This window comes from Kribbella sp. NPDC051952 (assembly GCF_040680855.1).
Lineage (GTDB): Bacteria > Actinomycetota > Actinomycetes > Propionibacteriales > Kribbellaceae > Kribbella.
In genome coordinates, this window is record NZ_JBFAXQ010000011.1 from 33,190 (window position 1) to 58,372 (window position 25,183).

Genomic DNA, 25,183 nt, shown 5'->3' on the forward strand with positions numbered 1-25,183 from the left:
CGACGAGAGAGGTTCTGACATGTCTCGGCCAGGGTTTGTCCTTGAGGTGGATGACCGGACTCCGCCGCTGCTCGTCCACAACGGTGAGGGATTCCTGCTGGAGCGCTTCCCGCTGGGGACCCGGGTGGTGTACCCGCCGGAGGCGCTGCCGCCGGTGCGCGATGTCGAGGAGTCGATCCAGAACGCGCTGCTCAACCCGCTCGAGTCCGAGCCGCTGCCGGAGCTGCTGTTCGCCGGGATGCGGCTGACGATCGCGTTCGACGACATCTCCATCCCGCTGCCGCCGATGAAGAAGCCGGACATCCGCCAGCGCATCATCGAGGCGGTGCTCGAGCTGGCCGCGGCCGCCGGCGTGGACGACGTCGAGCTGATCTCGGCGAACGCGCTGCACCGCCGGCTCACCCCGAACGAGCTACGCGACATCGTCGGCGAGCGCGTCTTCCGGTCGTTCTTCCCCGACGGCAAGCTGTACAACTTCGACGCCGAGGACACCGCGAACCTGACCCACCTGGGCCAGACCAAGCACGGTGAGGACGTCGAGATCTCCAAGCGGGCGGCCGAGTCGGACCTGCTCGTCTACGTGAACGTGAACCTGGTGGCGATGGACGGCGGCCACAAGTCGACGTCGATCGGGCTGGCGTCGTACAAGTCGCTGAAGCACCACCACAACAGCCACACGATGATCCACTCGCGCTCCTTCATGGACCACAAGGCCTCGAAGATGCACGAGTCGGCCTGGCGGATGGGCTCGGTGCTGACCCAGCACGTCAAGGTGTTCCAGATCGAGACCACGCTGAACAACGACATCTTCGGTGGGCCGCTGGAGTTCCTGCAGAAGCGTGAATGGGAATGGTCGATCAAGGACCAGGCCTCGATGCTCGGCACCAAGCGCGCGCTCGCCGCGGCGCCGGCCAAGCTGCGGCACAAGATCTTCACCGACGTCCGGTCGAACTACGGCCTGACCGGGATCCACGCCGGCAAGATCGAGCCGGTGCACGACAAGACGCTGGAGAACGTGCACCGCCAGCACATGGTCGAGGTGCAGGGCCAGTCCGACGTAGCGATCATGGGCGTGCCGTTCATCGGCCCGTACAACGTGAACTCGGTGATGAACCCGATCCTCGCCGCCTGCATGGGACTCGGTTACTACTTCAACTCCTACCGGGGCAACCCGATCGTCCGCAAGGACGGCGCGGTGATCCTCTACCACCCGGTCGACTACGAGTTCAGCCAGTTGCACCACCCGTCGTACGTCGACTTCTTCGAAGAGGTGCTGTCCGAGTCGACCGACCCGGCCACGATCGAGGCGAAGTTCGAGAAGCAGTACGCCGAGGACCCGTGGTACATCCACCTGTACCGGACGTCGTACGCGTATCACGGCGTGCACCCGTTCTACATGTGGTACTGGATCTCCCACGCCCTGGACCACTGCGGTGACATCGTCTGGGTCGGCGCCAACCGCAAGACGGTCGAGCGGATGGGCTTCCGGTCCGCGTCGACGCTGCAGGACGCGCTCGAGATGGTCAGCCACTCGGTCGGCCGGTCGCCGTCGATCACCTACCTGCACAACCCGCCGCACCTGCTCGCGGACGTGCGCTGATGGGTACCGGCCTGGTGAAGTTCAGCCGGGACACGGCGAAGGACGTAAAGCAGGTCGCGCGCGGCTGGCGCTGGGGTAGGCGGCCGCAGGTGCCGCGTTCGGCCGAGCCGTACGTGGTGCCGAAGGAGTCCACGGTCTTTCCGACCAAGTGGGCCCGGACCCCGGCCGCGATCGCGGTCCGCGAGGTGCTGCAGAAGGGCGCGCTGAACTCGGTACTGCGATTCGAGGTGAACCCGCAGGTCAGCGGGCTCGACTCGCTGCTCAAGGTCGGCGGTCCCGCGCTGATCGTGGCGAACCACTCGTCGCACCTCGACACACCGCTGGTGCTCTGCACGCTGCCGGACGGTATGCGCCGCAAGACCGCCGTCGCCGCCGCCGCGGATTACTTCTTCGACACCTGGTGGCGGGCGACCGCGTCGGCGATCGTGTTCAACACGTTCCCGATCGAGCGCCGCGGCGGCAAGCTCAGCGCGACCCCGGGCGACCTGCTCGCGGACGGCTGGAACGTCGTCGTCTTCCCCGAGGGCACGCGTTCACCCGACGGGTGGATGGAGCGGTTCCGGATGGGCGCGGCGTACCTGGCGGTCGAGCACGGTGTGCCGGTGATCCCGGTCGGCATCAAGGGCTCGTTCGCCGCGATGCCGCGCGGCCGCGGCTGGCCGGTCCCCGGCCGCCCGACAGTCGCCGTCCGGTACGGCGATCCGCTCCGCCCGGCCGACGGGGAGAGCCCGCGCGACTTCGCGCCCCGGATCTCCGCCGCGGTCTCGGCCCTCCTCGACGAGGAGTCGACCACGTGGTACGAGTCCCGCCGCCGCGTAGCGACCGGCGCATCCCCGTCCCAGTCCGGCCCCGACGCAGCCCGCTGGCGCCGAGTCTGGGAGTCAACCCGCCCCATCACCCCCGCCGGCTCCAAACGCCGCGCCTGGAAATAAGCCCGGTACGTCCGAAGAACCGCGGCCCACGGCCCACGGTTCTTCGGGCGTCATAGCTCGACTGGGTACCCTTTGCCCGTGACTCTTGCTGTGCGGGTGATCCCTTGTCTGGATGTCGATGCCGGGCGGGTGGTCAAGGGCGTGAACTTCACCGACCTGCGGGACGCCGGCGATCCGGTCGAGATGGCGAAGGTGTACGACGCGGAGGGGGCCGACGAGCTCACCTTCCTCGACATCACCGCGTCCTCCGGTTCGCGCGAGACGACGTACGACGTGGTCGGGCGGACCGCCGAGCAGGTGTTCATCCCGCTCACCGTCGGTGGCGGGGTCCGCGAGGCGGCCGATGTGGACCGGCTGCTCCGGGCCGGCGCGGACAAGGTCGGGATCAACACCGGCGCGATCGCGCGTCCCGAGGTGATCCGCGAGATCGCCCACCGCTTCGGCAACCAGGTCCTGGTGCTGTCCCTCGACGTACGGCGGTCCGCGGATCAGCCGAGTGGGTTCGAGGTCACCACGCACGGCGGCCGGCGGTCGGCCGGACTCGACGCGATCGAGTGGGCCAAGCGCGGCTGTGAACTCGGCGCGGGGGAGATCCTGCTGAACTCGATGGATGCCGACGGCACCAAACAGGGGTTCGACCTGGAGCTGATCCGGGCGGTTCGCGCGGTGGTCGACGTACCGCTGATCGCGAGCGGGGGAGCGGGGGAGCCCGAGCACTTCCCGCCCGCGGTCGAGGCGGGTGCGGACGCCGTACTGGCCGCGAGTGTGTTCCACTTCGGCGACTTCCGGATCGCCGACGTCAAGAAGGCGCTGCGCGACGCCGGGATCGTGGTCCGGTGAGCTCGCCGGTGCACACCGAGCGATCAGAAGAACTGGTCGCAGCCATCGAGCAAGAACTGTCCGCGCTGTTCCGGCGGTCCCGGTCGGCGTCGTTGCGACTGGCCCGCCGCGTGCACCCGGAGATGGACGCGGCCGGCTACGCGCTGATCTCCCAGATCGAGCTCGGTACGGCGAGCGGTGGCGCCGGCGTCCGTGCCTCCGACGTCGCCCAGGTCCTCGGCCTGGACAAGTCGACCGTCAGCCGCGGCATCACCCAGTTGGAGACGCTCAGGCTGATCGAACGCGTCGGCGACCCGGACGACGGTCGCGCCCGCCTGCTCCGCCTCACCACCACCGGCGCCGAGCGCTTCGAGGCGATGCGCACCCAGCGGCAGACCGAGTTCCGGGCGATCCTCGACCGCTGGAACCCGACCGACCTGGCCGACCTAGGCCGCCTCCTCGCCCGCCTGAACGACGACCTGTCCTGATAGGGGAGGAAGGAAAGAAAGGGAAAGAAAGGAAAGAGGAGGGGGCGCCGACGACGGATGAGGAGGGGCCCAGGGCGGCAGCTTTAGGTGGTGCCGTTTAGCCAGGTGCCGCAGGCTATTGCCCGGGAGCCCTCGGAGGTGCAGGCGCGGATGGAGATCTTGAGGCCTTCGGGGTAGTCGCGCTGGAACTCGTGCTCGGCACCCCAGCCACCGGACTCGGTGTAGGTCCAGTCGTAACCGTTCGGGCCGGCCATCGGCTCGACGTCGACCTGGAGCTGGGCCGAGTGACCGTCGGCGCAGGCATCGCTGACCTTGAACTGGTCGCCGTAGTGGAAGAACCACGCCTCCACCGCGATGCCGTTGTTGCAGTAGCGGTCCCAGACAGTGGCGATGGTCGCGTTCGTTCCGGCCTGGGCGGCCGTCGGGACCAGAACTGCGGCTGCGACTGCCGCGGCAGTCGTGATCAGGGCGGTACGGGCGACGCGTCGTCCGTTTCTCATCGTGCGGTGCTCCAGTGCTCGTGGCGGATCACCTGCTGCGATCCGCTCGCGAGTGCCATGGTGTCGTCCGCGCGAACCCCGCGACCTCCCTCGGACGGGTGAACGGGCTCCCTCGGAGGGACCGGTGACACTGCGTGTTCATTGCGCCGCAGTCTGCGCAGATGGTTGCAGAAACCAACTATCCGAGTATATAGTTGAGTTATGCAACTAGCCCAGCAACCCCACGTCCCGGGGGTGGAGCGGGATACGGCGGCTCAGGAAGTGCTCGAAGGGGTCAGTTCGCTGATCCGGGCCGTTCGTTGTATCGAGCACCGGCAGCTGATGCCGGACGCGGGCCTACGTCGTGCCGACGCGAGTGTGCTCAAGGTCCTGCTGAAGGACGGCGAGCAGCGAGGTGGCGAGATCGCCGCCAAACTCGGTGTCGACGCGTCGGTCGTGAGCCGGCAGGTGACCGCCCTGGAAGCCGACGGCCTGGTGAGCCGTCGGCCGGACCCGGCCGATGCCCGGGTCGGGTTGGTCAGCCTGGCGCCACGCGGCAAGGCCCAGCTGGAGGCCATGTATTCGTCCTACACCCAGCAACTTCGTGCCGCCTTGGCGGACCTCGACGACGACGCGCTGCTCGCTGCCGCCCAGACCATGCAGCGGGTCGCACTCGCCATCACCGAGGCCAACAAGGTCGTGAGGCGCTCTCAATCGACTGGAGACCGATGACTGTCACCGAGACCCGGCAGCAGCAAATGCCCGCTGCGCCGGAACTCACCCACCGCGAGATTCTCGAGATCCTGATCGGACTGCTCGCCGCGCTGTTCACGGCGATGCTCAGCTCGACCATCGTCAGCAATGCCCTGCCGACGATCATCGCCGACCTCGAAGGCACCCAGACGCAGTACACCTGGGTGCTGACCGCGAGCCTGCTGGCCACCACCGTGTCCACCCCGATCTGGGGCAAGCTCGCCGACCTGATGAGCAAGAAGCTGCTGGTGCAGGTGGCGATCTCGGTGTTCGTGATCGGCTCCGCACTGGCCGGCCTGTCCCGCACCGTCCCGTTCCTGATCGGCGCCCGTGTCCTGCAGGGCCTCGCGATGGGCGGCCTGATGGCGCTGGCGCAGGCCATCATCGGCGCGGCGATCCCGCCCCGCAACCGCGGCCGGTACTCCGGCTACATGGGCGCGGTGATGGCGGTCGCGACCGTCAGCGGCCCGCTCATCGGTGGCGTCATCGTCGACACCTCCTGGCTCGGCTGGCGCTGGTGTTTCTACGTCTGCGTACCGCTGGCTGTGATCAGCCTGGTGATCCTGCAGAAGTACCTGCACCTGCCGACGTTCAAGCGTGAGGTCCGGATCGACTACCTCGGTGCGATCCTGATCAGCGTCGCCGCGAGCCTCCCGCTGCTCTGGGTCAGCTTCGCCGGCACGGACTTCGCCTGGTTGTCCTGGCAGTCGGCCCTGTTCGTCGGCGGCACGCTGATCTTCGGCGGCCTCGCCGTACTCGTCGAGAGCAAGACCCCGGAGCCGCTGGTTCCGCTGAAGGTCGTCAAGCAGCGGACCACCGCGCTGGCGATCGTGGCCAGCGTCGCGGTCGGTGTCGCGATGTTCGGCAGCGCGCTGTTCCTCGGGCAGTACTTCCAGATCGCCCGCGGTTACAGCCCGACCGAAGCCGGTCTGCTGACGATCCCGATGATGCTCGGCTCGTTCCTCGGGTCGATCGGTTCGGGGCAGATGATCACCCGCTACGGCAAGTGGAAGCGGTACCTGGTCAGTGGCGCGATCCTGCTGGTGATCGGCCTGGTCCTGCTCGGCACGATCGACCACACCACGCCGTACTGGTACACCGGTCTCGGCATGCTGGCGATGGGGCTCGGCATGGGTATGACCATGCAGAACCTGGTCCTCGCCGTCCAGAACACGGTTGACGTCCGGGAGATCGGCGCATCGAGTGCGACGGTCTCGTTCTTCCGCAGCCTGGGTGGTGCGGTCGGCGTGGCGGTGCTGGGCGCCGTACTCGCGGCTCGGGTCAAGGACCTGATCATCACCGGACTGCTCAGCGGACCTGGTGGCGCCGAGGCGGCGCGGAAGCTGCAGGAGGGCGGATCCGGTGGCACGAGCCTGCTGGACGTCAACCACCTGCCGCCGCAGCTGGCCGTGCTGGTGCGGCAGTCGTACGGCGACGCGACCGGACGGATCTTCCTGATCGCGGCCGCGTGTTCGCTGGTCAGCCTGATCGCCGTGTTCTTCATCAAGGAGGTCCCGCTGCGCCGGACCGTCGCCAAGGTCGACGACGTCGAGGACCTCGCCGACCGGGCGGTCCACGACTAGCAGCACGACTAGAACTCAGGTGGTTCCAGCCCGTCGAGCCGATGGGTGCGGATATTGGGTGAACCGATCAGCCACAGGACGGCAAGCAGGCCGCCGGCGGCGGAGACGAGGAGGGTTGGCCGGACACCGATCCAGGTGCCGAGCAACCCTCCGACGACCGCGCCGAGCGGCCTGATGCCGTAGTTGATGCTGCTGTAGGCCCCGGACACCCGGCTCCGCATGTAGTCGTGGGTGACGGCGGCCTGCATCGAGTTGTTCGGGATGTCGTAACACATGACGGCAAAGGTCGCGATGAACATGCCGGCGGCCAGTGCGGCCGCGCGGACCCACTGCGGTCCTTGGGCGAGCAGTACGAGCGCCATCGCGCCGGGGAAGACAACCGCTCCTGCCGCGATCAGTCGGCCGGCCCCGATGATCCGGCTCAGCGGTGCGGCGGCGACCGCGCCGAGCAGGCCGCCGGACGAGCCGATCCCGAAGGCGAGGCCGATCGTGCCGGCCGAGAGCCCGAGGTCGCGGCTGGCGAACAGCACCAGCAGCGCCATCCCCATCAGGTTGAAGAAGTTCACCGTGGTCGAGCAGGCGAGACTGCGGCGCAGATACGGATGCTTGAGCAGATAGCGCATCCCGGCCCGGGCCCGGGTGAGCAGCGGCTCCGGTGTCTCGTCGGCCTCGCCAGGGGTGACGTCGAGGCGGCTGATCCGGAACGCCGAGAACACGAACGACAACGCGTCGACGAGGATCGCAACCGGCGCGGTCAGCCACTGCATCAGCAGGCCGCCGACGGCGGGACCGCCCATGAACGAGATCGACCGGGTCGCCGACAGTTTGCTGTTGGCCTCGAGGAACTGATCCCGTCCGACCAGCCGGACGAAGAACGACGCGTAGGCGGTCCCGAACACGACGCCCGCAATGCCGGTCAGGATCGCGATCACGTAGAGCTGCCCGAGGGTCAGCAGGTCCAGCCAATACGCCACCGGGAGCGACAGCAGCAGGATCGTCCGGGCCAGGTCCGCGGCGATCATCAGCGGTCGCTTGTCGCGGCGGTGATCGACCCAGGTGCCGATGAACAGGGACGCCAGGTTCGGCGCCCACACCGCCGCGGTGAGGAAGCCGACCTGGCTGGGGGATGCGTTGAGCATGGTGACGGCGATCAGCGGCAGCGCGAGCTCGGTGATGCGGTCGCCGAACTCGGACACGCCCTGCGCGGACCAGAAGGTCCGGAAGCGGCGGTCCCGCCAGAGACTGGTGGCGGACAGGGTGCTCATGGCGTTCCCCCGGTTCAGATAGTTGCTTCGGGCAAGGTGATCCGCAGGTAGCGGACCGAGCCGGCGCCCGGCGGCGTCTCGCCGCTGTCGCGACGCTGGACGTACGGCGCGAGCAGCTGCTCGATCGCGGTCTCGATCTCCTCGGCCTCCGCGGGCGTGATGACCAGGCGGGTGTTCGCGGATCCGCCCACCCGGGTCCACTCGGGATCGAGGCCGGGCTCGGTCTCGGCCAGCCACTGCTGGGCCGCGCCGAGCGACTGCTTGATCATCTCGGCCCGGAGCAGCCCGGCGGCCACGGCGCCCTCCGGAGTGTCGGGCATGTCGTACCGGAACCCGTGCGCGACCGCGCTCCACCAGCGTTGCCGCCGGTCCGTCCCGCTCGGCGGTGGCCCGTCGGCAACGAGCCCGAAGCTCGCCAGGTGCCGAAGGTGCCAGCTGGTCACCGATGGTGAGGCGCCTACGTGCTCCGAGAGCTGGGTCGCCGTCGCCGGGCCGTTCTTCTGCAACCAGGAGAGCGCAGCCAGGCGCACCGGGTGAGCCAGCGCCCGCATCGCCTGCGGGTCGGTGATCTCGAAATCGCCGTACGGATTTCTGAGAGACATGTTTCGAGAGTAATCTCTCAGATCTCCGGGAGGCAACCCCTGTCGCTGACGTGGGGTACGGCGAGACACTGGGCGGGTGCAGGACGACAGCGACCCAGTTGCGGACATGGCTGCCTTCTACTGGCGGACCTGGCCGCGGCTGATCGGCGTGCTGGTGTCGATCGGGGGATCGCGGGCGGACGCCGAGGTGGTGGCCCAGGACGCGTACGTGAAACTGCTCGGCCGGTGGGATGCGATCCGCCGGTACGAGGACCCGGAGGCCTGGGTTCGCGGGGTCGCCGTGCGGGCGATGATCGAGCGGTTGCGCCGGCGGCAGGTGGTGACCCGGGCGCTGGCGAGGCTGACCGGTGGTGGTGGACCGGCAGACGGACAGGCACGGATCACGCCGGAGCAGTGGGCGGTCGTCGTACTGCATGACGTGGTGGAGCTGCCGGTCGAGCAGATCGCCGTGGAACTGGAACTCGCGACCGGCGCGGTGAGGTCCCGGCTGACCCAGGCCCGGCGGGTCCTTGCACCTGGGCTCGACCTGACCGAGTACGTCGAGGCGCGGACGCCGGCCGAGGCGCCGCCGGTCGAGGACGTCGAACAGGCTGTCCGGGAGAGGCGCCGGCGGCGGTACGTCGTGTCCGCCGCCGTTGCCGCGGTCGTGCTCGTGGCCGGGGCCGGCGCGTTTCTCGGGCTACCGAGGGCCGAGACCGAGCCGACGATCGGCCTCGAGATGCCGCAGTACCTGATCGACGGGCCGGCCCCGAAGCAGTACAAGATCGGTACGACGAAGATCCTTCTGCGCGGTGAGATCGGGGTGACGTCGGCCCAGGTGGATCCGGATCACCTGTCGGTGCTGACCGTCGGGCTCGAACCCGACGAGGTCGCGATCGAGCCCTGCCTGCCGAACACGGTCGTCCGGATCCTGTCCCAGGACGCCTACTCGGTCCGGATCGCGGCGTACCGGTACGGCATCGACTCGGACCATAACGACGGTCACCAATGCACGGCCCCGGGGCCTGCACCGACCAGCCTCCGGCTCGACCTGAAGAGTCTGCTCGGGAGTCGCACGGTGTACGCCGGCAGCACCGGTGAGCGGGTCGTACTGAAGGGACGCGGCTGCGTCAGGCCAGCTGGATCGTTCGCCGCCAGATGTCGCTGACCACGTCGGGACGCATGCCGACCGCGGTGTAAAGCGCGACGGCTGGAGTCGGGTTGTTGCTATCGACGTGCAGGATCGTGCCGGACCTGCCGGCGGTCGCGTCGACCGCAAAGGCGTTGTACAGAAGGAACTTGGCCAACCCGCGGCCCCGCGCGGACGGTACGACGGCGAGCCGGCCGACGTACCCGCAGTTGTCGGTGCTGACGAAGTTGTCGTTGCACTCGGTCACTCCGACGGCCTGCCCATCGAGTGCGACCGTGGTCAGCTGCGACCAGTCGAACGTCGACCGGCTCTCCCGCGATTCCTTCCACTCGTCGTACGGCCGCGGCATCGCGCTGGGCTGCGCCCGAAACGCCTCCTCCAGTACGGCGTGAGCCGCGCGGCGACTCGAGTCGTCGAAGGCGCCACGCCGTACGGACACTCCGTCGGGGACCACGGGATCCTTGACCGGGCCGTCGAAGGTGATGCGCATCCGCTGGACCGTCGTACCGATCGCGAAGCCTTGTGCGGCGATGATCGGGGGCATCAGCTCGTCCTGCCGGAGACTCGCCGTACTCACCACGACCTCGCGTTGCCCGCCGGCCCGTCCGACCGTCTCGGCCCGGGTAAGCCCTTGGTCGAGCAGCCAGCGGACGATCGCCGGGTTCTCGCTGAGTACCTCGAGTTGTGCCCGCGAGCCGTCGGCCGTCGTCAGTGCGGTCGCCGAGCCGGCGAACTCGCCGGATGGGTCGAGCACGACCCATCCGCCCGTGGCCGGGTCGAAGCCGGGGTCGCGCAGGTAGTTCGCGACGTCCTCGGGACTATGCTTCGCGAACCCAAGCAGGGCTCGTGTGTACGCACCGGAGTGCTCGGCTACCAAGGCCGCATCCTCGAGCCGCATCGGCCGCGCGGTGTAGCCGGCGGGCAGCGTCATGCGGCGACCTCGAGTTGCCAGACGTCGATCACGAGCGACGCCGTCATGCCGACCGAGAGATACAGGCCGAGCGCCGGCGTCGGATTGTTCGTGTCCACGTGCAGAATCGTGCCGGCCCGGCCCGCGGCCGCGTCGAGGGCGAACTGGTCGCGGAGCAGGAACGTCGCCAACCCCTTGCCGCGAGCTTCCGCCAGGACTCCCAACCGCCCGATGTAGTTGCAGTTCTCGTCTTCGATGTACTGATCCGTGCACTCACGGAACGCCACCGCCCGGCCGTCCTGCTCGAGCAGGGTGATCTGCGACCAGTCGAACGTCGACTGGTTCTCGTGCGCCGCGTGCCACTCCTCGTACGAGCGTGGGCTGAAGCCGAACTGCCCGTCGAACGACGCGTTCAGGACGTCCTGCGCCGCCCGTCGGCTCGCCTCATCCGGAACACCCCGGCGAACGGTGATTCCAGCCGGAACCACGGGTGGTTCCACCGGCCCCTGGTGGTCGATCCGCATCCGGTGGTACGTCGTACCGGACCTGAAGCCGTGCTCGGCCAGCCAGGCCCGGCGGGTCTCGTCGGCCCGGTAGACACCGATGTCCAGCAGAACGGACGCATGTCCGTAGGCCCGGGCGATCTCGCGGGATCGCCGGATGACCTCACCGAGCAGATACTCGACGACCGCCGGGTCCGAGGTGATGACGTCGATGCCGAGCTGATGATGGTCGCCTTTGCCGAACACCGAGCCGTAGCCGACCAGCCGGTCTCCGTCGAAGACCAGCCAGCCGTCGGTCTCCGGGGCGAACCCCGGATCGGTGAGCTCGTCGACCATGTCGTCGAGCGTGTAGTCGGCGAACCCGATCACGGCGATGTTCTCGGCGGCGACCAGGTCGAAGACCGCCTTCGCGTCGTCCTTCGTCGGTGGGCGGACGCTGTGCGTGTCTGGCAGTACGGCGGTCATGCACTCATGGTGGTGAACGACCGCCGTACTGTCCAAGGCATTAGCAGGCCTTGGCCCACTCCAGGTCACAACTGGTCTGGGTGCTGCGGAGGTTGTTCGGCGACACCGCGGCCGGCGGGGCCTGGTCGGACCACGACGCGAGCGTGACGCCGACCGCGTCCTCGACCGAGCGGGGGCTGTCCAGGTAGTTGTTGCTCAGCATCGAGAACACCAGCTTGCGGCCGTCCTTGTCGGTCACGTAGCCGGACAGCGCCGTCACACCGGTCAGCGAGCCGGTCTTGCCGTGCAGGTTGTTCGCGGCCGGCGTGTTCAGCATCCGGCTGCGCAGGGTGCCGCCGACGAACCGTTCCGGGTTACCTGCGATCGGCAGCGCGTCGTACCACTGCTGCCACCAGGTCTCCTTCTGCGCGCCGATCAGTACGTCGGTGACTGCGTCAGCGGTCACGTTCACCTTGCGGGACAGGCCGGAGCCGTCGGAGAGCCGGATCCGGCTGGTGTCGACGCCGATGCTCTGCGCGTAGTCCGTGACCACACCCAGTCCGGCCGACCACGTGCCGCTGGCCTCGACGACCGCGCCCATCGCCTTGACCAACGTCTCGGCGTGCATGTTGTTGGAGAGCTTGAGGAACGGCGTCATCAGTTCGCCGACCGTCATCGACTCGTCCCGGGCGAGCTGCTTGGCCGTCGCCGGGGTGGCCGCGTTCTTGATGTGGCCGTCGACCTTGATGCCCTGAGCGGCAAGCGCCCGCTGGAAGACGTCAGCTGCGTAGAGCTCGGGCTCCCACACGGTCACCCACTCCTGCCCGACCGCTGCACCGAGCGGGACCGAGCCGGTCACCCGGACGATGTTGGTGCCGTGGTCACGCTCGATGCTGAGCGTGTTCGACGACCCCGCCGCACCGGTCTTCGCGGTGCTGATCAGCTTGATGACGCCGTTGCCCGGTACGAGCGTGAGTTTCACAGGCGCACCGACCGCAGTCCCGGGCCGGCTCTCGACAATCGCCGTACCCGAGTCGTAGTCGGTGTTCGGGGCGAGCGTGAGGGCGGAGATCTGGGCGTTGTAGTAGAACGGCTCGTCGTCCCAGGCCCAGCTGTCGCCCAGGCGGACGTGGTCGAAGTACGTGTCGTCCGCGATCAGGTCACCGTCGACCCGGCGTACGCCGGCCGCCTTGAGTTGCTTGGCCAGTCCGACGTAATCGGATTCCAGTGCGGTCGGGTCGCCGTACCCCTTGAGGTAGAGGTCGCCGCGGAGCTTGCCGCCGCGGACGGGCGCGGTCGCGAGGACATCGGTGTGGAAGCGGTACGACGGGCCGAGGACGTGCATCGCGGCCGTCGAGGTGAAGAGCTTGGTGTTCGAGGCGGGCAGCATTCGCTGGTCGCCGTTCCGGTTGTACAGCGTCTCGCCGGTGGTCGCGTCCCGGACCACGAGCGCGACCTGCGAGCCGTCGTACCGGCTGTCGTTCAGCAGGCCGTCGAGCTGCTGCTGCAAGGCGGTTGCCTGTACTGCTGTCGGCGCACCCGCCGACTGGGTGACCACCCCACCGACGGCCGCCGCCACTGCGGCGACGGAGGCGACCACCGCGCGCCCCGACACTCTCGGTAAATACTTCACGAGAAACTCCCTCAACCCAGGCGGAAATCAACTAGCGGGAGTCAACACCTCCCGAGCCCCCGGGTCCAGGGATCAGGCCGATTGAGGTCTCGCGTTCCAGGTGAATCGATGGAAAAGTTCGTCGTACAGGTACCCGCCCCCACCTGAGGAGTCCCCATGAGACGCCTTCTGGCGGCTGTCGCCGTCGCACTCAGCCTCACCTCTGTCCTGACCCCGGCCGCCCACGCGCGGACGACCTCGGCGGTGTTCCCGGCCGAGATCGTCGGTGAGGACTTCCCGGATCCGGACGTCTTCCAGCAGAACGGAACCTGGTACGCCTACTCGACCAACAACGGCCGCGGCACCGTGCCGGTCGCGACCGCGCCGAGCGCGAACGGGCCGTGGACGATCCGCGGTGACGCGATGCCCGGCGGCCCGTCCGCGGGCTGGGCCCAGCCCGGCCGCACCTGGGCGCCGGACGTCTACCCGAACCCCGACGGCACCTACACCCTCACCTACACCGCCTGGCACAAGGCCTCCGGCCACCAGTGCATCGGCGTGGCGACCGCGACCTCACCGCTCGGCCCGTTCACCCCGGTCGGCACCAACCCGCTGATCTGCCCGCTCGACCAGGGCGGTGCGATCGACGCGAACACCTTCGTCGCGAACGACGGCACCCGCTACCTGCTCTGGAAGAACGACGGCAACGCGATCGGCCAGCCCTCGACCCTGTGGCTCACGCGTACGTCGAACAACGGCCAGACCCTGGTTGGCGGCAACTCCGCGCTGCTCACGTCGAGCGGCGTGATCGAGGCGCCCGATCTGGTCCAACGGGGTAGTCAGTTCGTGTTGTTCTACTCGGGCGGCGGCTACACCGACTGCAACTACCTCACGTCGTACGCGACCGCGCCGAGCCTGAGCGGACCGTGGACGACCGCCTTTCGGCCGTTGATGACGACCGCGACCTTCGACAACCACATCTGCGGGCCGGGTGGCGCGGACGTAGTCGGGGACAAGGTGTTCGTGCACGGATGGGTGAACGGCTCGCGGCATCTGTACGTCGCCGACATCGGGTGGGCCAACGACTTCCCGGTGGTCCGGGGGAGCCGGGTGCGCTACGAGGCCGAGCGGGGCACGCTGAACCACTGCTCGGTGCGTGCGAACGCCGCCGGTGCCTCGGACGGGAAGGTGGTTGCCTACATCGACTACGCCGACTCGTGGGTGGAGAACACGGTGTTCGCGCCGGTAGCGGGCAGTTACATGCTGCACGTCGGGTACGCGAACGGTTCGGCCTCGACCGCGAGCCACGGGCTTGTTGTCAATGGCAACAACCAGGGTGCGGTCAGCTACCCGGTCACCGGCTGGGACAACTGGCAGCAGAGCTCGGTGTCGGTCACGCTCAACGTCGGCTGGAACACGATCCGTCTGACCAAGGGCGACCAGTACACGGAGGTGGACTACCTGGAGGTCCAGTGACGGGTCAGGGATCTCCCCGGCGGGACCCGGCTGCGGACCCGGGAAGGTCCCGTCCGGGGTGTGGCGTGATGCGTGTGGACTGGACCGGGCCTCGTACTCTCGTAGGGCACAGCGGGACAGACGGGGAGCACGATCCACCAGATGGCGAAACCACCAGAGCAGGTGTCCGGCGACCGGCGGCGACGACGCCCGGTCTGGCTGGACCTGCGCCGTACCGGCCGGGGCCTGCAGGCGATGCTGTACGGCGGCGTCGCCTCGCTCATCTCGCTGATCATCACGTTCTGGACCCTGCCGCAGATCAGCAGTGACGGCCGGTTGCCGATCTTCCGGCTGGTGGTGCTGCTGGCGCTCTTCAGCATCCTGATGCGCTGGGTGCTGGCCGGGGTCGCGATCCTGATCGGCTCGATCGGCGTCCTGGTCGGCGGCCTGCTCTCGCAGTTCGGCGTCGTCTATCTCGGCATCACCGTCGATCCCGGCGTGACCCTGCACGGCGGCGTCGAGGCGCCGGTGCTGGTCGCGATCTGGATGTCGTCGGTGAGCGCGTTCGTCGGCTGGATCGTGTACGCGGGCAGTGACGACGCGTACGTCGCCGAGGTCATGCGGCTCGTGCACCGCCGGGCCCGGAAGATCACCGCGGCGCCGAAGACCGGGATGCTGATCATCCAGATCGACGGGCTGTCCGCGCCGCTGCTGAACTGGATGGTCCTGGCCGGCAACCTGCCCAACCTGGGCGGCTGGATCCGGGACGGTAAGCACTCCATGGTCCCGTGGCATACCGGCGTACCGGCGACCACTCCGGCGAGCCAGGCCGGGATCCTGCACGGCGGCTCGCGGCAGATCCCGGCGTTCCGGTGGTACGAGAAGGACTCCGGCCGGTTGATGGTGACGAACCGGGCCCGCGACGCGGCCGAGATCGAGACGCGGATGTCGACCGGGCGAGGGCTGCTCGCCGACGGTGGCGTCAGCATCAGCAACAACTGGTCCGGGGACGCGGACAAGTGCGAACTGGTGTTCAGCCGGGCCGCGTTGCCGAACAGTCGTAGCCGCGGGTACGTCCGGTTCTTCTCCAGCCCGCAGGGGGCCGCGCGCGGTCTGGTGCTGTGTTTCGCGGAGATCGTGAAGGAGTTGCACCAGGCCCGACGACAGCGCGTCCGCCACCTGGTCCCACGGGTCAAGCGTGGCGGCGGCTATGTCTTCCTGCGCGCGATCACCAACGTGCTGCTCCGCGACCTGAACGTCTCGCTGATCACCGACGAGCTGGTCAAGGGCACCCCGGTGATCTACTGCGACTTCGTCGACTACGACGAGGTCGCACACCACGCCGGTCCGACCCGGCCGGAGTCGCTGCAGACGCTGGAGGGTCTGGATCGCGTGCTCGGCGCCTTGCAGCGGATCATCGACATCCTGCCGCACTCGTACGAGATCGTCGTACTCTCCGATCACGGTCAGAGCCAGGGCTCGACCTTCCTGCAGCGGTACGGGCGGACGCTCGGCGAGGTCGTCGACGAGCTGGTCGACACCACCAAGGAACCGGTGGTCGCGGTCGGCAAGTCCGAGGGCTGGGGGCCGGTGAACGCGTTCCTGACCGAGCTGTCGCTGCGCCGGAGCGTGGCCGGATCGGTCACCCGGAAGGCCCTGCACAGCAAGGCCGGACGCGGCGAGGTCGAGCTCGGCCCGAAGGACTGTGAGCCGCCCGTTGCCGCCGACGAGCAGATGGTGGTCACGTCATCGGGCAACCTGGCGCTGATCTACCTCGCGACCACGCCAGGCCGGGTGCCGCTGGAAGAGATCGAGCTACTGCACCCGAAGCTGATCCCTGGCCTGGCGACCCATCCGGGGATCGGGTTCGTCGTCGTCGACTCGCTGGCCGAAGGACCCGTGGCGATCGGTGCGGCCGGGGTCCGGGTCTTGCGGTCCGGCCGGATCGAGGGGGAGGACCCGTTGACGCCGTACGGTCCGTTCGCGCCGGAGTCGCTGCTGCGGCAGGCGGAGATGCCGCACAACGGTGACGTCGTGGTGGTGAGCCGGTTGGACGACTACACGCACGAGGTGGCGGCGTTCGAGGAGCTGGTCGGCTGCCACGGTGGCATCGGCGGCTGGCAGACCGAGGCGGTGCTGGTACACCCGGCACGTTGGGACCTGGCTGAGCCTCCCGTAGGCTCCGACGCGGTCCACGAACTGCTGATCAGCTGGCTGGAGAAGCTGGGGCAGCGCAAGGACCAGAAGGAACCGGTCGAGTCGAGTGTGGAGGCCTGAAGCGTGCGGATCACCTGGTGGGGGCACGCCACCACCACCATCGAGGCGGACGGCACGCGGCTCCTGACCGACCCGGTGCTGACGGCCCGGATCGCGCACCTGCGCCGGCGCCGTGGTCCGGCCCCGCTCGCCGAGGCCGGACAGTGCGACGCCGTACTGATCTCGCATATGCATGCCGACCACCTGCACCTCACGTCGCTCCCGATGGTGGCGCCGGACGCGGCGCTGGTGGTGCCACGAGGTGCGGCCAAGCTGATCCACCAGGACTGTGGCGCCGCGTTCTCGGACCGGTGCATCGAGGTTGCTCCGGGCAACCAGGTGCGGATCGGGTCCCTCGAGATCACCGCGATCACCGCGCATCACGACGGTCGTCGGCTGCCGTGGTCGTCGCACGCCGGTCCGGCCCTCGGGTATCGCGTCGAAGGCTCGCCGAGCGTGTGGTTCGCCGGTGACACCGACCTGTACGACGAGATGGCCGCGGAGGCGGGTCCGGTCGACCTCGCCGTGGTGCCGGTCGGCGGTTGGGGTCCGTCGCTCGGTCCTGGGCACCTGGATCCGGTCCGTGCGGCGGAGGCGGTTCGGCGGGTCGGCGCGCGGATGGCGTTACCGGTACATTTCGGGACGTTCTGGCCGATCGGATTCGACTGGATCAAGCCGGAGCTGTTCCTGCCACCGGGGGACAGGTTCAAGACCGCGATGGCCGAGGTGGATCCCGCGGTGAAGGTGGACGTCCTGGTGCCTGGCGAGTCGACCGAGGTGAGCGCATGAGCGGTGACGCGCACTTCGATCTCTGGTACCTGTTCGCACTCGCCGGCGCAGTCCTGATCGGCGCGGTGCTGCCGGTGCTGCCGACGGGTGCGGCGGTCTCGACCGGTGCTGTCCTGGCCTCACACAGCAACCCGATCGGACTGGTCGGCGTACTGATCGCCGGTGCCGGCGGCGCGTACGTCGGCGATCTGATCGTGTACGCCGGTTGCCGGTTCGGCGGCGAGCGGTTGGCCAAGCGGGTCGGGTGGTTGCGTGACAACGCCTCGCTGGACGCACTGCGCGATCGCTTGGCCGAGCATGAGATCGGGGTGTTGCTGACGTCCCGGCTGATCCCGGGCGGTCGGGTTCCGGTGCTGCTCGCGGCCGGGCTGGCGGGCTACAAGTGGGAGCGGTTCGCGCTGGTCGACCTCACCGCGTCGTCGCTGTGGGCGGCGGTCTACATGGCGATCGGGCTGCTCGGATACGTCCTGTTCGACGAGCCGTGGCAGGGCGTGGTCGCGGCGATCGTGCTCGTGGTGCTGACCACGGTGGTCAGCGCGCTGATCCAGCGGGCCCGACGCAAGCGCGCCGCGGCCAAGGCGTCAGACGCCGAATGAGGCGGAGCGGAGACGGTCGACGTTCTCCGCGTCACCGTCCAGCTTGACGTTCGCGACCCGCTGGCGGCCCATGCAGAACAGCACGAGCTCGGCCGGGTCGCCGGTCACGGTCACCGATCCGAGCTCGGTGGGCCGCTTCGCGACGGACGTCGTACCGTCGGGCAGGCTGAGGACCACACCGCTCTGCGCCTTCCGGAGCATCGTCTTCCCGGCGAGCCGAACGCCCTTCCACAGGCCCTCCTGCTGATCGGCCGGCAGCTCGCGGACCTGGTACGACGGCTGGGCCCGGCGGACGTCCTCGTGGTGGACGAAGTACTCGGTCGTGTTCAGCTGGTGGCCGAGCTTGGGGAAGGCGTAGATCGAGAAGCCGGGCGGCCCGTTGCGGACCTTGTCGACCACCTCGGTGAAGCTGTAGCGCTCCTTGGCGCGCTTCATCCGGCGGTCAGTGGTGTCGGAGAGCGCGGAGATCATGATGCCTGGGCCGGCCATTGGGTCAGCTTCCCGGACATAGAGGTGGACCGCGAGGTCGTAGGTGTCCCAGCCTTCACACAGAGTGGGCTGATCGGGCCCAAGTTCATCGAAGAGGTCACACAAAGCGAGTCGTTCTACCCGGCTGTAGTCGGTCACATACTCGATCGTAACCACCACCACCTACTTACTGGTTTTTCCTTCCCCGCTACCGGCAACCTGAGGAATAAGGGAAGGAGACAGGGGAGAGGGGGTGGCAGAATGTCATTCGTTGTCATGGTCTTGCCTTGTTTTCGCACCTGACTGTCTTGGAGATTGTTTTGCCCATGCCGAAAGTCCCCGACAAGGGCAGCGTCACTCGGCGGGGGTTCGCGGTCCTGCGGGTCGCGATCTGGGAAGAGCCGTGGATCTTCGCCTTCTCCGTAGTCGCCGCGATGCTCTACGGCGCGATGACGGTGGCCGGCGGCTGGGCACTCGGCTGGGCCACCGATCACGTGCTCCGGCCGGCCTTCGACCGCGGTGACACCACCTTCGGCGCGATCGCGTCGCTGATCGGGCTGTTCATCGGGATCGCGATCCTCAACGCGATCGGCGTGGTCGGGCGCCGGGTCGGGGCCGGGATCATGCAGTTCCGACTGCAGGCGACGTACCGCCGCCGGGTCACCCGGCAGTACCTGAAGCTTCCGCTCGAGTGGCACCATCAGCACTCGACCGGCATGTTGCTCTCCAACGCCAACGCGGACGTCGAGTCGACCTGGTTCGTGATCGCGCCGCTGCCGATGGCGATCGGGGTCATCGCGATGCTGGCGTTCGCGACCGTCGCGATGTTCGCGGCCGACGTCTGGCTCGCGCTGGTCGGCTGCCTGGTCTTCCCGCTGGTGTTCGTCGCGAACGTGATCTTCCAGCGCTACCTGCAGCCCCTCGCCACCCGCGCGCAACAACTCCGGGCCGATGTCTCCGAGGTCGCGCACGAGTCGTTCGACGGCGCGCTGGTCGTGAAGACGCTGGGTCGGGAGGCCGCCGAGACCGAGCGCTTCCGGACTCCGACGTACGCGCTGCGGGACGCGAACATCGCGGTGAACAAGGCCCGCGGTCTGTTCGACCCGGTGATCGACGGCCTGCCCCGGCTGGGCGTGCTCGCGGTGCTGCTGGTCGGCGTCGGCCGGGTGCGGTCCGGCGGAGCCGACGCGGGTGACGTGGTCCAGGTGGCGTTCCTGTTCACGCTGATCGGCTTCCCGATCCGCGCGCTCGGCTGGGTGCTCGGCGAGTTGCCGCGGTCGGTCGTCGGCTGGGACCGGATCCAGCGGGTGCTGACCGCCGAGGGCGGGATGGAGTACGGCGAGGCCGAGCTGCCCTCGACGAAGGCCGCCCGGCTGCAGGTCCACGACGTACGGTTCGGGTACCTGCCGGAGCGCGACGTACTGGCCGGGGTCGACTTCACCATCGAGCCGGGGCGGACGGTCGCGATGGTCGGTCCGACCGGCGCCGGCAAGTCCACGATCACCACGCTGCTGACCCGGCTGATCGACCCGGAGGAGGGCTCGATCACGGTCGACGGCGTCGATCTGCGCGACCTCGCCCGGGACCAGCTGGCCGGCTCGGTGGCGCTGGTGGCGCAGACCGCGTTCCTGTTCGACGACACGATCCGCGGCAACATCACCCTCGGCGGCGACTACAGCGACGAGGACGTCTGGGACGCGCTCCGGATCGCGCAGGGCGACGGCTTCGTGAAGAGCCTGCACGACGGCCTGGACACCAAGGTCGGCGAGCGCGGTACGACGCTCTCCGGCGGCCAGCGGCAACGCATCGCGCTGGCCCGCGCCCTGGTACGGCGTCCCCGCCTGCTGATCCTGGACGACGCGACCAGCGCGGTGGATCCACAGGTCGAGGCGCGGATCCTGGCCGGGCTGCGATCCGCGGTCCAGGATGCCGAGCACGCGACGACCGTCCTGGTGATCGCCTACCGGAAGGCGACGATCTCGCTCGCCGACGAGGTGTTGTTCCTGGACGACGGCCGGATCGCGGCGCAGGGCACGCACCTGAAGCTGCAGGAGACGTCGGCCGCCTACCGGGACCTGGTCGACGCCTACGAGAAGGACGCCGAGCGCCGCCAGGAAGAGGCGGAGCTGGCCGAAGAACTGGACGATCTTGATGCGGAAGGAGCGTCGGCGTGACGACGGCGGAGGCAAGTAGCCGGTTGGATCACGCGGACAACGCGGGTGGGCTGGAGACACTGCGGCAGGGTTTGAAGGTGTCGCCGGAGCTGGCCAAGGGCTGGGTGTTGACCGGGCTGCTGGCGCTGACCATGACCGCTGGGCGGATCGTCGTACCGATCGCCGTTCAGCAGACGATCGACAAAGGGCTGTCCGCGGCCGGCGGCCCGGACATGTCGTACGTCGCCTGGATGTGCGTGATCTGCGCGCTAGGCGTGGTGGTCACCGCCGGAGCGTCGTACCTGACCACCGTGCGGCTCGCGATCAACTCCGAGAACGGGCTCGCGACGATGCGGATCAAGGCGTTCCGGCACGTGCACGACCTGCCGGTGCTGACCCAGAGCACCGAGCGGCGTGGTGCGCTGGTCAGCCGGGTCACGTCGGACGTGGACACGGTGTCGCAGTTCCTGCAGTTCGGTGGGTTCATCTTCCTGGTCAGCATCGGGCAGATGGTGCTCGCGACCGTGGTGATGTTCTTCTACTCCTGGCAGCTCGCGCTGGTGGTGCTGATCTGCTTCATCCCGCTGTTCGCCAGCTTGAAGTACCTGCAGCGCGCGATGTCGGCGGCGTACGGCATCGTTCGTGCGAAGGTCGGCGAGATGCTGTCCGCGGTGGCCGAGCCGGTCGTCGGCGCGCAGGTGGTGCGCGCGTACGCGATCGAGAAGCGGACGCAGGACCGGATCGACACGACGATCGAGGACTACCGGCGACAGGCCACCAAGGCGCAGGCCATCACCGGCCTGACCTTCTCGATCGGTGGCCTCGCGGCCGGTCTGGCCAACGCGGGCGTGCTGACCGTCGGCGTACTGCTCGGCGTGGACCACAAGGCGACGCTGGGCGAGCTGCTCGCCTTCATGTTCCTGGTCGCGCTGTTCTCGGACCCGGTGCAGATCGCGACCCAGGTGCTGACCGACGCGCAGAGTGCGTTCGCCGGGTGGCGGCGAGTGCTCGGCGTGATCGCCACGCCGGCCGATGTGGTCGACCCGGGGGAGTCGGGGGTGAAGCAGCCGCGCGGGCCGATCACGGTCGAGTTCGACGACGTGGACTTCGCGTACCCGGAGGGTGAGCTGGTTCTGCGCGACGTCGACGTACGGATCGAGCCGCACCGGCGGGTCGCGGTGGTCGGCGAGACCGGGTCGGGGAAGACGACGTTCGCGAAGTTGCTGACCCGGTTGATGGATCCGACCTCGGGCGCGGTCCGGCTGGACAGCGTGGATGCGCGCGAGATCTCGTTCGAGTCGTTGCGGGAGCGGGTCGTGATGGTGCCGCAGGACGGGTACCTGTTCGACGCGTCACTCGCCGAGAACGTGCGGTTCGGTCGCCCGGAGGTGACGGATGCGCAGCTGGTCGACGCGTTCGAATCGCTCGGGCTGACGGATTGGCTGGAGTCGTTGCCCGACGGCCTGGACTCGCCGGTCGGCCAGCGAGGCGAGTCGATGTCCGCGGGCGAGCGTCAGCTGGTCGCGTTGGTGCGGGCCAACATCGCCGACCCGGATCTGCTGGTGCTGGACGAGGCGACCTCGGCCGTCGACCCGGGCACAGAGGTTCGCGTGAACGCAGCCCTGGAGCGGTTGATGTCCGGGCGTACGTCGGTCACGATCGCGCACCGTCTGTCCACAGCGGAAGCGGCGGACGAGGTGCTGGTCTTCGACAACGGGGAGATCGTCGAGCGCGGCTCCCACGCGGAGCTGGTCGGAGCGGGCGGCGTGTACACGCGGCTCCACGACAGCTGGATCGCCCAGCGCAGCGCGGTGTAGATCAGGCACAGCGGCCGGGACCAAGGGAGGGGGAAGCCCCGGCCGCGCGCCCGTTCATCGATCCGACCGTTAGCCGGTCAGACGATCCTGCTCAGACCCCAGTTGCTTAGGTCGTGTGCTGCTCGGCTCGTGTTGCTCAGACCGGGGCGGTTCCGTTGGCTCCTGCCTGCGGGACCAGGAGGAACTCAACACTGCCCTTGTCGTCGACAGCTGCGTCGAGGACCTTGTCGTCGAGTGCGTTCGCGGCGTTCTGCTCGAGGAATACGCGCGCACCGGATTCCTCGACCACCTGGTCACCGGGCTTCGGTGCCTCCGTCGTCGTCACCGCAAGCGCCGGATCCGCCGGGTTCTCCTGCGAGATCCGCACCCCGGCTCCGTCCGGCGCGCCCTCGACCCCGGTAATGCTCTTGATCACCAGCGTCGCGTTCTCAGTCAGGGTAAGCACAACCACTCCAAACGTTCGGCGTCATCGAGCCCGCCCCGTGCCCGATCCCCGGGAGACCAAACAACCCACCGGCCAACACACCGGGAATGTCGGTGCGGACTGTCGGTGGTGTGGTGTGGGATCAGGGGTATGGCGATTGGTTTGAGCACACCGGAGATCGACGACCTGGGCGCTGTGGTGGGGGCGTTGCGGGAGTGGCAGGACGATGCGGGGCCGGTGCAGCTGCATCCGGGTGATCTGGGGTGGTTCTGGCGGTTCGGCGCTGAGAAGACCGCGGCGGCGACCAGGACGTGGAGCCGGGACGGCGAGATCGTGGCGGTGGGTCTGCTGGATGAGCCGGATCTGCTGCGGGTCGCGATCGCGCCGGCGGCCCAGCGCGACCAGGAGCTCGCGCAGCGCCTGGCCGACGACGTGGGCGGCGTTCTCATCGAGGGCAAGGTGTACGTCGAGGCGCCGATGGGCTCGCTCGTCCAGGAGTTGTTGTTCACGGCCGGCTGGGAGGTCGACCAGCCGTGGGTGCCGCTCAAGCGTGACCTGAGCGAGCCCGTGCCGGATCCCGGCGTACGCGTCGATGTGATCGGGGCGGAGGAGGCGCACGAGCGGGTCACCGTCCAGCGCGAGTCGTTCGACGGGTCGACGTTCACCAATGCCCGGTGGCACGCGATGGCCGACGGGCTGCCGTACGCCGACGCCCGCTGTCTCGTCGTCCGCAACAAGCTGGGGGAGTCGGTCGCGGCCGCGACCGTGTGGTCGGCGGGAGCGGGCAAGCCGGGCCTCATCGAGCCGATGGGGGTGCACCGGATGCACCGCGGACGCGGCTACGGTACGTCGATGGTCCTCGCCGCGGCCCGCACCCTGCAGGAGCTGGGCGCGTCGAGCGTCTACGTGTGTACGCCGGGCTTCAACGTCGGGGCGATCGCCACCTACGAGGCAGCCGGACTCACCCGCTTGCCGGAGACCCGGGATCTGATCCGCAACGCCTAGACGGCGGTGTCGTCAGCGGCCCGGAGCACCCGGAGAATGTTGCCCCCGGCAAGTTTCGCCAGCTCCGCGTCGCTCCAGCCGCGCTCGGCCAGCGCCTCGAACAGCACCGGGTACGACGCAACGTCCGGCAACTCGTCCGGGAACTCCGGACAGCCGTCGTAGTCGCCGCCGAGTCCGATGTGATCGATCCCGGCCACCTCGCGGACGTGTTCCACGTGCTTGACCACGTCCGCCAGGGTGGTGGCCGGTTTCGGTACGCCGTACAGCTCGGCCAACTTGCTCTGGTTGTCCGGATCCAACGGGTTCAGGCCCTGGTCCTCCGCGGCTTTACGAGCACCCGCGACCCAGTCGACGTACGCCTGGGAGGTGAAGTAGGGCACGAATGTGACCATGCAGACGCCGTCGTTCCCGGCCAGGGTCTCGAGCACGTCGTCCGGTGCGTTCCGCGGTACGTCGCAGACCGCGCGCGACGACGAGTGGCTGAAGATGACCGGTGCGCTCGTGACGCGCAACGCGTGCCGCATGGTGTCGGCGGAGACGTGGGACAGGTCGACCAGCATGCCGATCCGGTTCATCTCCCGGACGACCTCCTCGCCGAACTCGTTCAACCCGCCGAGCACCGGCTCGTCGGTCGCCGAGTCCGCCCAGGACACGTTGTGGTTGTGCGTCAGCGTCATGTACCGCACACCCAGCTCGCGCATCACCCGCAGCACGCCGAGCGACTCACCGATCGAGTGCCCGCCCTCCATGCCCATCAACGAGGCGACCCGGCCTGCCTTGATCGCCGCGTCCACCTCGTCGGCCGTGGACGTGAGTTGAAGGTCCGCCGGGAACCGCTGCACCAGCCGCCGGACGAAGTCGAGCTGCTCGAAGGTACGCAGTACCGAGTGCTCGTCCTGCGGCACCCACAACGACCAGAACTGCGCGCCGACATGTCCGGCCCGCAGGCGTGGCAGGTCCGTGTTCAACTCCGGCACCGCGCCGCTCAGATCATGAGCGTCCAGGTCGTAGTTGCACAGCTCGTAGAACGCGATCGGCAGGTCGTTGTGGCCGTCGATTACGGGGTGTTCGCGCAGGAGGTCCTCGATCCGGGTCATCGGG

The 25,183-nt window shown here is 68.6% G+C and carries 23 protein-coding genes; 14 read left to right on the forward strand and 9 right to left on the reverse strand.

Features of this window, described 5'->3' with window-relative positions; all coding sequences use genetic code 11:
• Positions 1-46 precede the first annotated feature (46 nt).
• The 4 genes from AB0L70_RS21050 to AB0L70_RS21065 all read left to right on the forward strand — a co-directional run bounded on the left by AB0L70_RS21050 (position 47) and on the right by AB0L70_RS21065 (position 3,839).
• Positions 47-1,600, forward strand: a complete 1,554-nt coding sequence (locus AB0L70_RS21050; protein WP_363686501.1) for a lactate racemase domain-containing protein — start codon at positions 47-49, stop codon at positions 1,598-1,600.
• A complete protein-coding gene (locus AB0L70_RS21055) occupies positions 1,600-2,532 on the forward strand; it encodes a lysophospholipid acyltransferase family protein (RefSeq protein ID WP_363686504.1) in 933 nt (310 codons plus the stop codon). The genes AB0L70_RS21050 and AB0L70_RS21055 overlap by 1 nt, the downstream gene beginning before the upstream one ends.
• 78 nt (positions 2,533-2,610) lie before the next feature.
• The gene (hisF, locus tag AB0L70_RS21060; RefSeq protein ID WP_363686506.1) at positions 2,611-3,372 is read left to right on the forward strand and encodes an imidazole glycerol phosphate synthase subunit HisF; all 762 of its coding nucleotides are present in this window, start codon (positions 2,611-2,613) and stop codon (positions 3,370-3,372) included.
• Positions 3,369-3,839 carry a MarR family transcriptional regulator gene (locus tag AB0L70_RS21065; protein WP_363686508.1) on the forward strand — a complete coding sequence of 157 codons (471 nt, stop codon included), beginning with the start codon at positions 3,369-3,371 and terminating at the stop codon, positions 3,837-3,839. The genes hisF and AB0L70_RS21065 overlap by 4 nt, the downstream gene beginning before the upstream one ends.
• 83 nt (positions 3,840-3,922) lie before the next feature.
• Here AB0L70_RS21065 and AB0L70_RS21070 read toward each other — a convergent pair whose 3' ends face one another.
• On the reverse strand, positions 3,923-4,339 hold the full coding sequence (locus AB0L70_RS21070; RefSeq protein WP_363686510.1) for a hypothetical protein: 417 nt from the start codon (positions 4,337-4,339) through the stop codon (positions 3,923-3,925).
• Between the two features lie 201 nt (positions 4,340-4,540).
• Between AB0L70_RS21070 and AB0L70_RS21075 the strand changes: the two genes are divergently transcribed.
• Both AB0L70_RS21075 and AB0L70_RS21080 read left to right on the forward strand, forming a co-directional pair.
• The gene (locus tag AB0L70_RS21075) at positions 4,541-5,050 is read left to right on the forward strand and encodes a MarR family winged helix-turn-helix transcriptional regulator (protein WP_363686512.1); all 510 of its coding nucleotides are present in this window, start codon (positions 4,541-4,543) and stop codon (positions 5,048-5,050) included.
• Entirely contained in the window at positions 5,047-6,654 is a 1,608-nt protein-coding gene (locus AB0L70_RS21080; protein ID WP_363686514.1) for an MDR family MFS transporter, read from the forward strand. The genes AB0L70_RS21075 and AB0L70_RS21080 overlap by 4 nt, the downstream gene beginning before the upstream one ends.
• Before the next feature lie 8 nt (positions 6,655-6,662).
• On the opposite strand, the gene AB0L70_RS21085 is transcribed toward AB0L70_RS21080, so the two are convergent.
• Complete coding sequence (locus AB0L70_RS21085) at positions 6,663-7,919, reverse strand: MFS transporter (protein WP_363686516.1); 1,257 nt, start codon at positions 7,917-7,919, stop codon at positions 6,663-6,665.
• A 14-nt stretch (positions 7,920-7,933) separates the two neighbouring features.
• Positions 7,934-8,521 (reverse strand): helix-turn-helix domain-containing protein, encoded by a 588-nt coding sequence (locus tag AB0L70_RS21090; RefSeq protein ID WP_363686518.1) that lies wholly within the window; start codon positions 8,519-8,521, stop codon positions 7,934-7,936.
• Between the two features lie 76 nt (positions 8,522-8,597).
• Here AB0L70_RS21090 and AB0L70_RS21095 point away from each other — a divergent pair, with 76 nt between their 5' ends.
• Positions 8,598-9,668: a sigma factor gene (locus tag AB0L70_RS21095; protein WP_363686520.1), complete on the forward strand. Its 1,071-nt coding sequence runs from the start codon at positions 8,598-8,600 to the stop codon at positions 9,666-9,668.
• Here AB0L70_RS21095 and AB0L70_RS21100 read toward each other — a convergent pair.
• The 3 genes from AB0L70_RS21100 to dacB are packed head-to-tail and all read right to left on the reverse strand — an operon-like array spanning position 9,631 to position 13,140.
• Entirely contained in the window at positions 9,631-10,581 is a 951-nt protein-coding gene (locus AB0L70_RS21100; RefSeq protein WP_363686522.1) for a GNAT family N-acetyltransferase, read from the reverse strand. The two genes, AB0L70_RS21095 and AB0L70_RS21100, sit on opposite strands and share 38 nt — an antisense overlap.
• Positions 10,578-11,528 (reverse strand): GNAT family N-acetyltransferase, encoded by a 951-nt coding sequence (locus AB0L70_RS21105; RefSeq protein WP_363686525.1) that lies wholly within the window; start codon positions 11,526-11,528, stop codon positions 10,578-10,580. Before AB0L70_RS21105 ends, AB0L70_RS21100 begins: the two co-directional genes overlap by 4 nt.
• Before the next feature lie 40 nt (positions 11,529-11,568).
• Positions 11,569-13,140 (reverse strand): D-alanyl-D-alanine carboxypeptidase/D-alanyl-D-alanine-endopeptidase, encoded by a 1,572-nt coding sequence (gene dacB, locus AB0L70_RS21110; protein ID WP_363686527.1) that lies wholly within the window; start codon positions 13,138-13,140, stop codon positions 11,569-11,571.
• Positions 13,141-13,296: 156 nt separating this feature from the next.
• Between dacB and AB0L70_RS21115 the strand changes: the two genes are divergently transcribed.
• From AB0L70_RS21115 to AB0L70_RS21130, 4 genes are all read left to right on the forward strand, one after another.
• Positions 13,297-14,595, forward strand: a complete 1,299-nt coding sequence (locus AB0L70_RS21115; protein ID WP_363686529.1) for a family 43 glycosylhydrolase — start codon at positions 13,297-13,299, stop codon at positions 14,593-14,595.
• A gap of 141 nt (positions 14,596-14,736) precedes the next feature.
• Entirely contained in the window at positions 14,737-16,851 is a 2,115-nt protein-coding gene (locus AB0L70_RS21120; protein ID WP_363686531.1) for an alkaline phosphatase family protein, read from the forward strand.
• Between the two features lie 3 nt (positions 16,852-16,854).
• A complete protein-coding gene (locus AB0L70_RS21125) occupies positions 16,855-17,619 on the forward strand; it encodes an MBL fold metallo-hydrolase (protein ID WP_363686533.1) in 765 nt (254 codons plus the stop codon).
• Positions 17,616-18,215 carry a VTT domain-containing protein gene (locus tag AB0L70_RS21130; RefSeq protein ID WP_363686535.1) on the forward strand — a complete coding sequence of 200 codons (600 nt, stop codon included), beginning with the start codon at positions 17,616-17,618 and terminating at the stop codon, positions 18,213-18,215. The genes AB0L70_RS21125 and AB0L70_RS21130 overlap by 4 nt, the downstream gene beginning before the upstream one ends.
• Here the strand turns inward: AB0L70_RS21130 and AB0L70_RS21135 are convergent.
• A complete protein-coding gene (locus tag AB0L70_RS21135) occupies positions 18,201-18,860 on the reverse strand; it encodes a TIGR03085 family metal-binding protein (protein ID WP_363686537.1) in 660 nt (219 codons plus the stop codon). The two genes, AB0L70_RS21130 and AB0L70_RS21135, sit on opposite strands and share 15 nt — an antisense overlap.
• Positions 18,861-19,009: 149 nt before the next feature.
• Here AB0L70_RS21135 and AB0L70_RS21140 point away from each other — a divergent pair, with 149 nt between their 5' ends.
• Both AB0L70_RS21140 and AB0L70_RS21145 read left to right on the forward strand, forming a co-directional pair.
• Positions 19,010-20,857 carry an ABC transporter ATP-binding protein gene (locus tag AB0L70_RS21140; RefSeq protein ID WP_363686539.1) on the forward strand — a complete coding sequence of 616 codons (1,848 nt, stop codon included), beginning with the start codon at positions 19,010-19,012 and terminating at the stop codon, positions 20,855-20,857.
• The gene (locus AB0L70_RS21145) at positions 20,854-22,653 is read left to right on the forward strand and encodes an ABC transporter ATP-binding protein (protein ID WP_363686541.1); all 1,800 of its coding nucleotides are present in this window, start codon (positions 20,854-20,856) and stop codon (positions 22,651-22,653) included. The genes AB0L70_RS21140 and AB0L70_RS21145 overlap by 4 nt, the downstream gene beginning before the upstream one ends.
• A gap of 136 nt (positions 22,654-22,789) precedes the next feature.
• Here the strand turns inward: AB0L70_RS21145 and AB0L70_RS21150 are convergent, their stop codons facing one another.
• The gene (locus AB0L70_RS21150; RefSeq protein WP_363686543.1) at positions 22,790-23,098 is read right to left on the reverse strand and encodes a Fe-S cluster assembly protein HesB; all 309 of its coding nucleotides are present in this window, start codon (positions 23,096-23,098) and stop codon (positions 22,790-22,792) included.
• A 129-nt stretch (positions 23,099-23,227) separates the two neighbouring features.
• Here AB0L70_RS21150 and AB0L70_RS21155 point away from each other — a divergent pair, with 129 nt between their 5' ends.
• Entirely contained in the window at positions 23,228-24,082 is an 855-nt protein-coding gene (locus tag AB0L70_RS21155; RefSeq protein ID WP_363686545.1) for a GNAT family N-acetyltransferase, read from the forward strand.
• Here AB0L70_RS21155 and AB0L70_RS21160 read toward each other — a convergent pair.
• A complete protein-coding gene (locus tag AB0L70_RS21160) occupies positions 24,079-25,179 on the reverse strand; it encodes a dipeptidase (protein WP_363686547.1) in 1,101 nt (366 codons plus the stop codon). The genes AB0L70_RS21155 and AB0L70_RS21160 overlap by 4 nt on opposite strands.
• Positions 25,180-25,183 lie beyond the last annotated feature (4 nt).

Coding starts and splice junctions, on each gene's coding strand:
- AB0L70_RS21055 (WP_363686504.1), top strand. CDS start 1,600: ATGGGTACCGGCCTGGTGAAGTTCAGCCGGGACACGGCGAAGGACGTA.
- AB0L70_RS21070 (WP_363686510.1), bottom strand. CDS start 4,339: ATGAGAAACGGACGACGCGTCGCCCGTACCGCCCTGATCACGACTGCC.
- AB0L70_RS21075 (WP_363686512.1), top strand. CDS start 4,541: ATGCAACTAGCCCAGCAACCCCACGTCCCGGGGGTGGAGCGGGATACG.
- AB0L70_RS21080 (WP_363686514.1), top strand. CDS start 5,047: ATGACTGTCACCGAGACCCGGCAGCAGCAAATGCCCGCTGCGCCGGAA.
- AB0L70_RS21085 (WP_363686516.1), bottom strand. CDS start 7,919: ATGAGCACCCTGTCCGCCACCAGTCTCTGGCGGGACCGCCGCTTCCGG.
- AB0L70_RS21090 (WP_363686518.1), bottom strand. CDS start 8,521: ATGTCTCTCAGAAATCCGTACGGCGATTTCGAGATCACCGACCCGCAG.
- AB0L70_RS21100 (WP_363686522.1), bottom strand. CDS start 10,581: ATGACGCTGCCCGCCGGCTACACCGCGCGGCCGATGCGGCTCGAGGAT.
- AB0L70_RS21105 (WP_363686525.1), bottom strand. CDS start 11,528: ATGACCGCCGTACTGCCAGACACGCACAGCGTCCGCCCACCGACGAAG.
- AB0L70_RS21115 (WP_363686529.1), top strand. CDS start 13,297: ATGAGACGCCTTCTGGCGGCTGTCGCCGTCGCACTCAGCCTCACCTCT.
- AB0L70_RS21120 (WP_363686531.1), top strand. CDS start 14,737: ATGGCGAAACCACCAGAGCAGGTGTCCGGCGACCGGCGGCGACGACGC.
- AB0L70_RS21130 (WP_363686535.1), top strand. CDS start 17,616: ATGAGCGGTGACGCGCACTTCGATCTCTGGTACCTGTTCGCACTCGCC.
- AB0L70_RS21140 (WP_363686539.1), top strand. CDS start 19,010: ATGCCGAAAGTCCCCGACAAGGGCAGCGTCACTCGGCGGGGGTTCGCG.
- AB0L70_RS21155 (WP_363686545.1), top strand. CDS start 23,228: ATGGCGATTGGTTTGAGCACACCGGAGATCGACGACCTGGGCGCTGTG.
- AB0L70_RS21160 (WP_363686547.1), bottom strand. CDS start 25,179: ATGACCCGGATCGAGGACCTCCTGCGCGAACACCCCGTAATCGACGGC.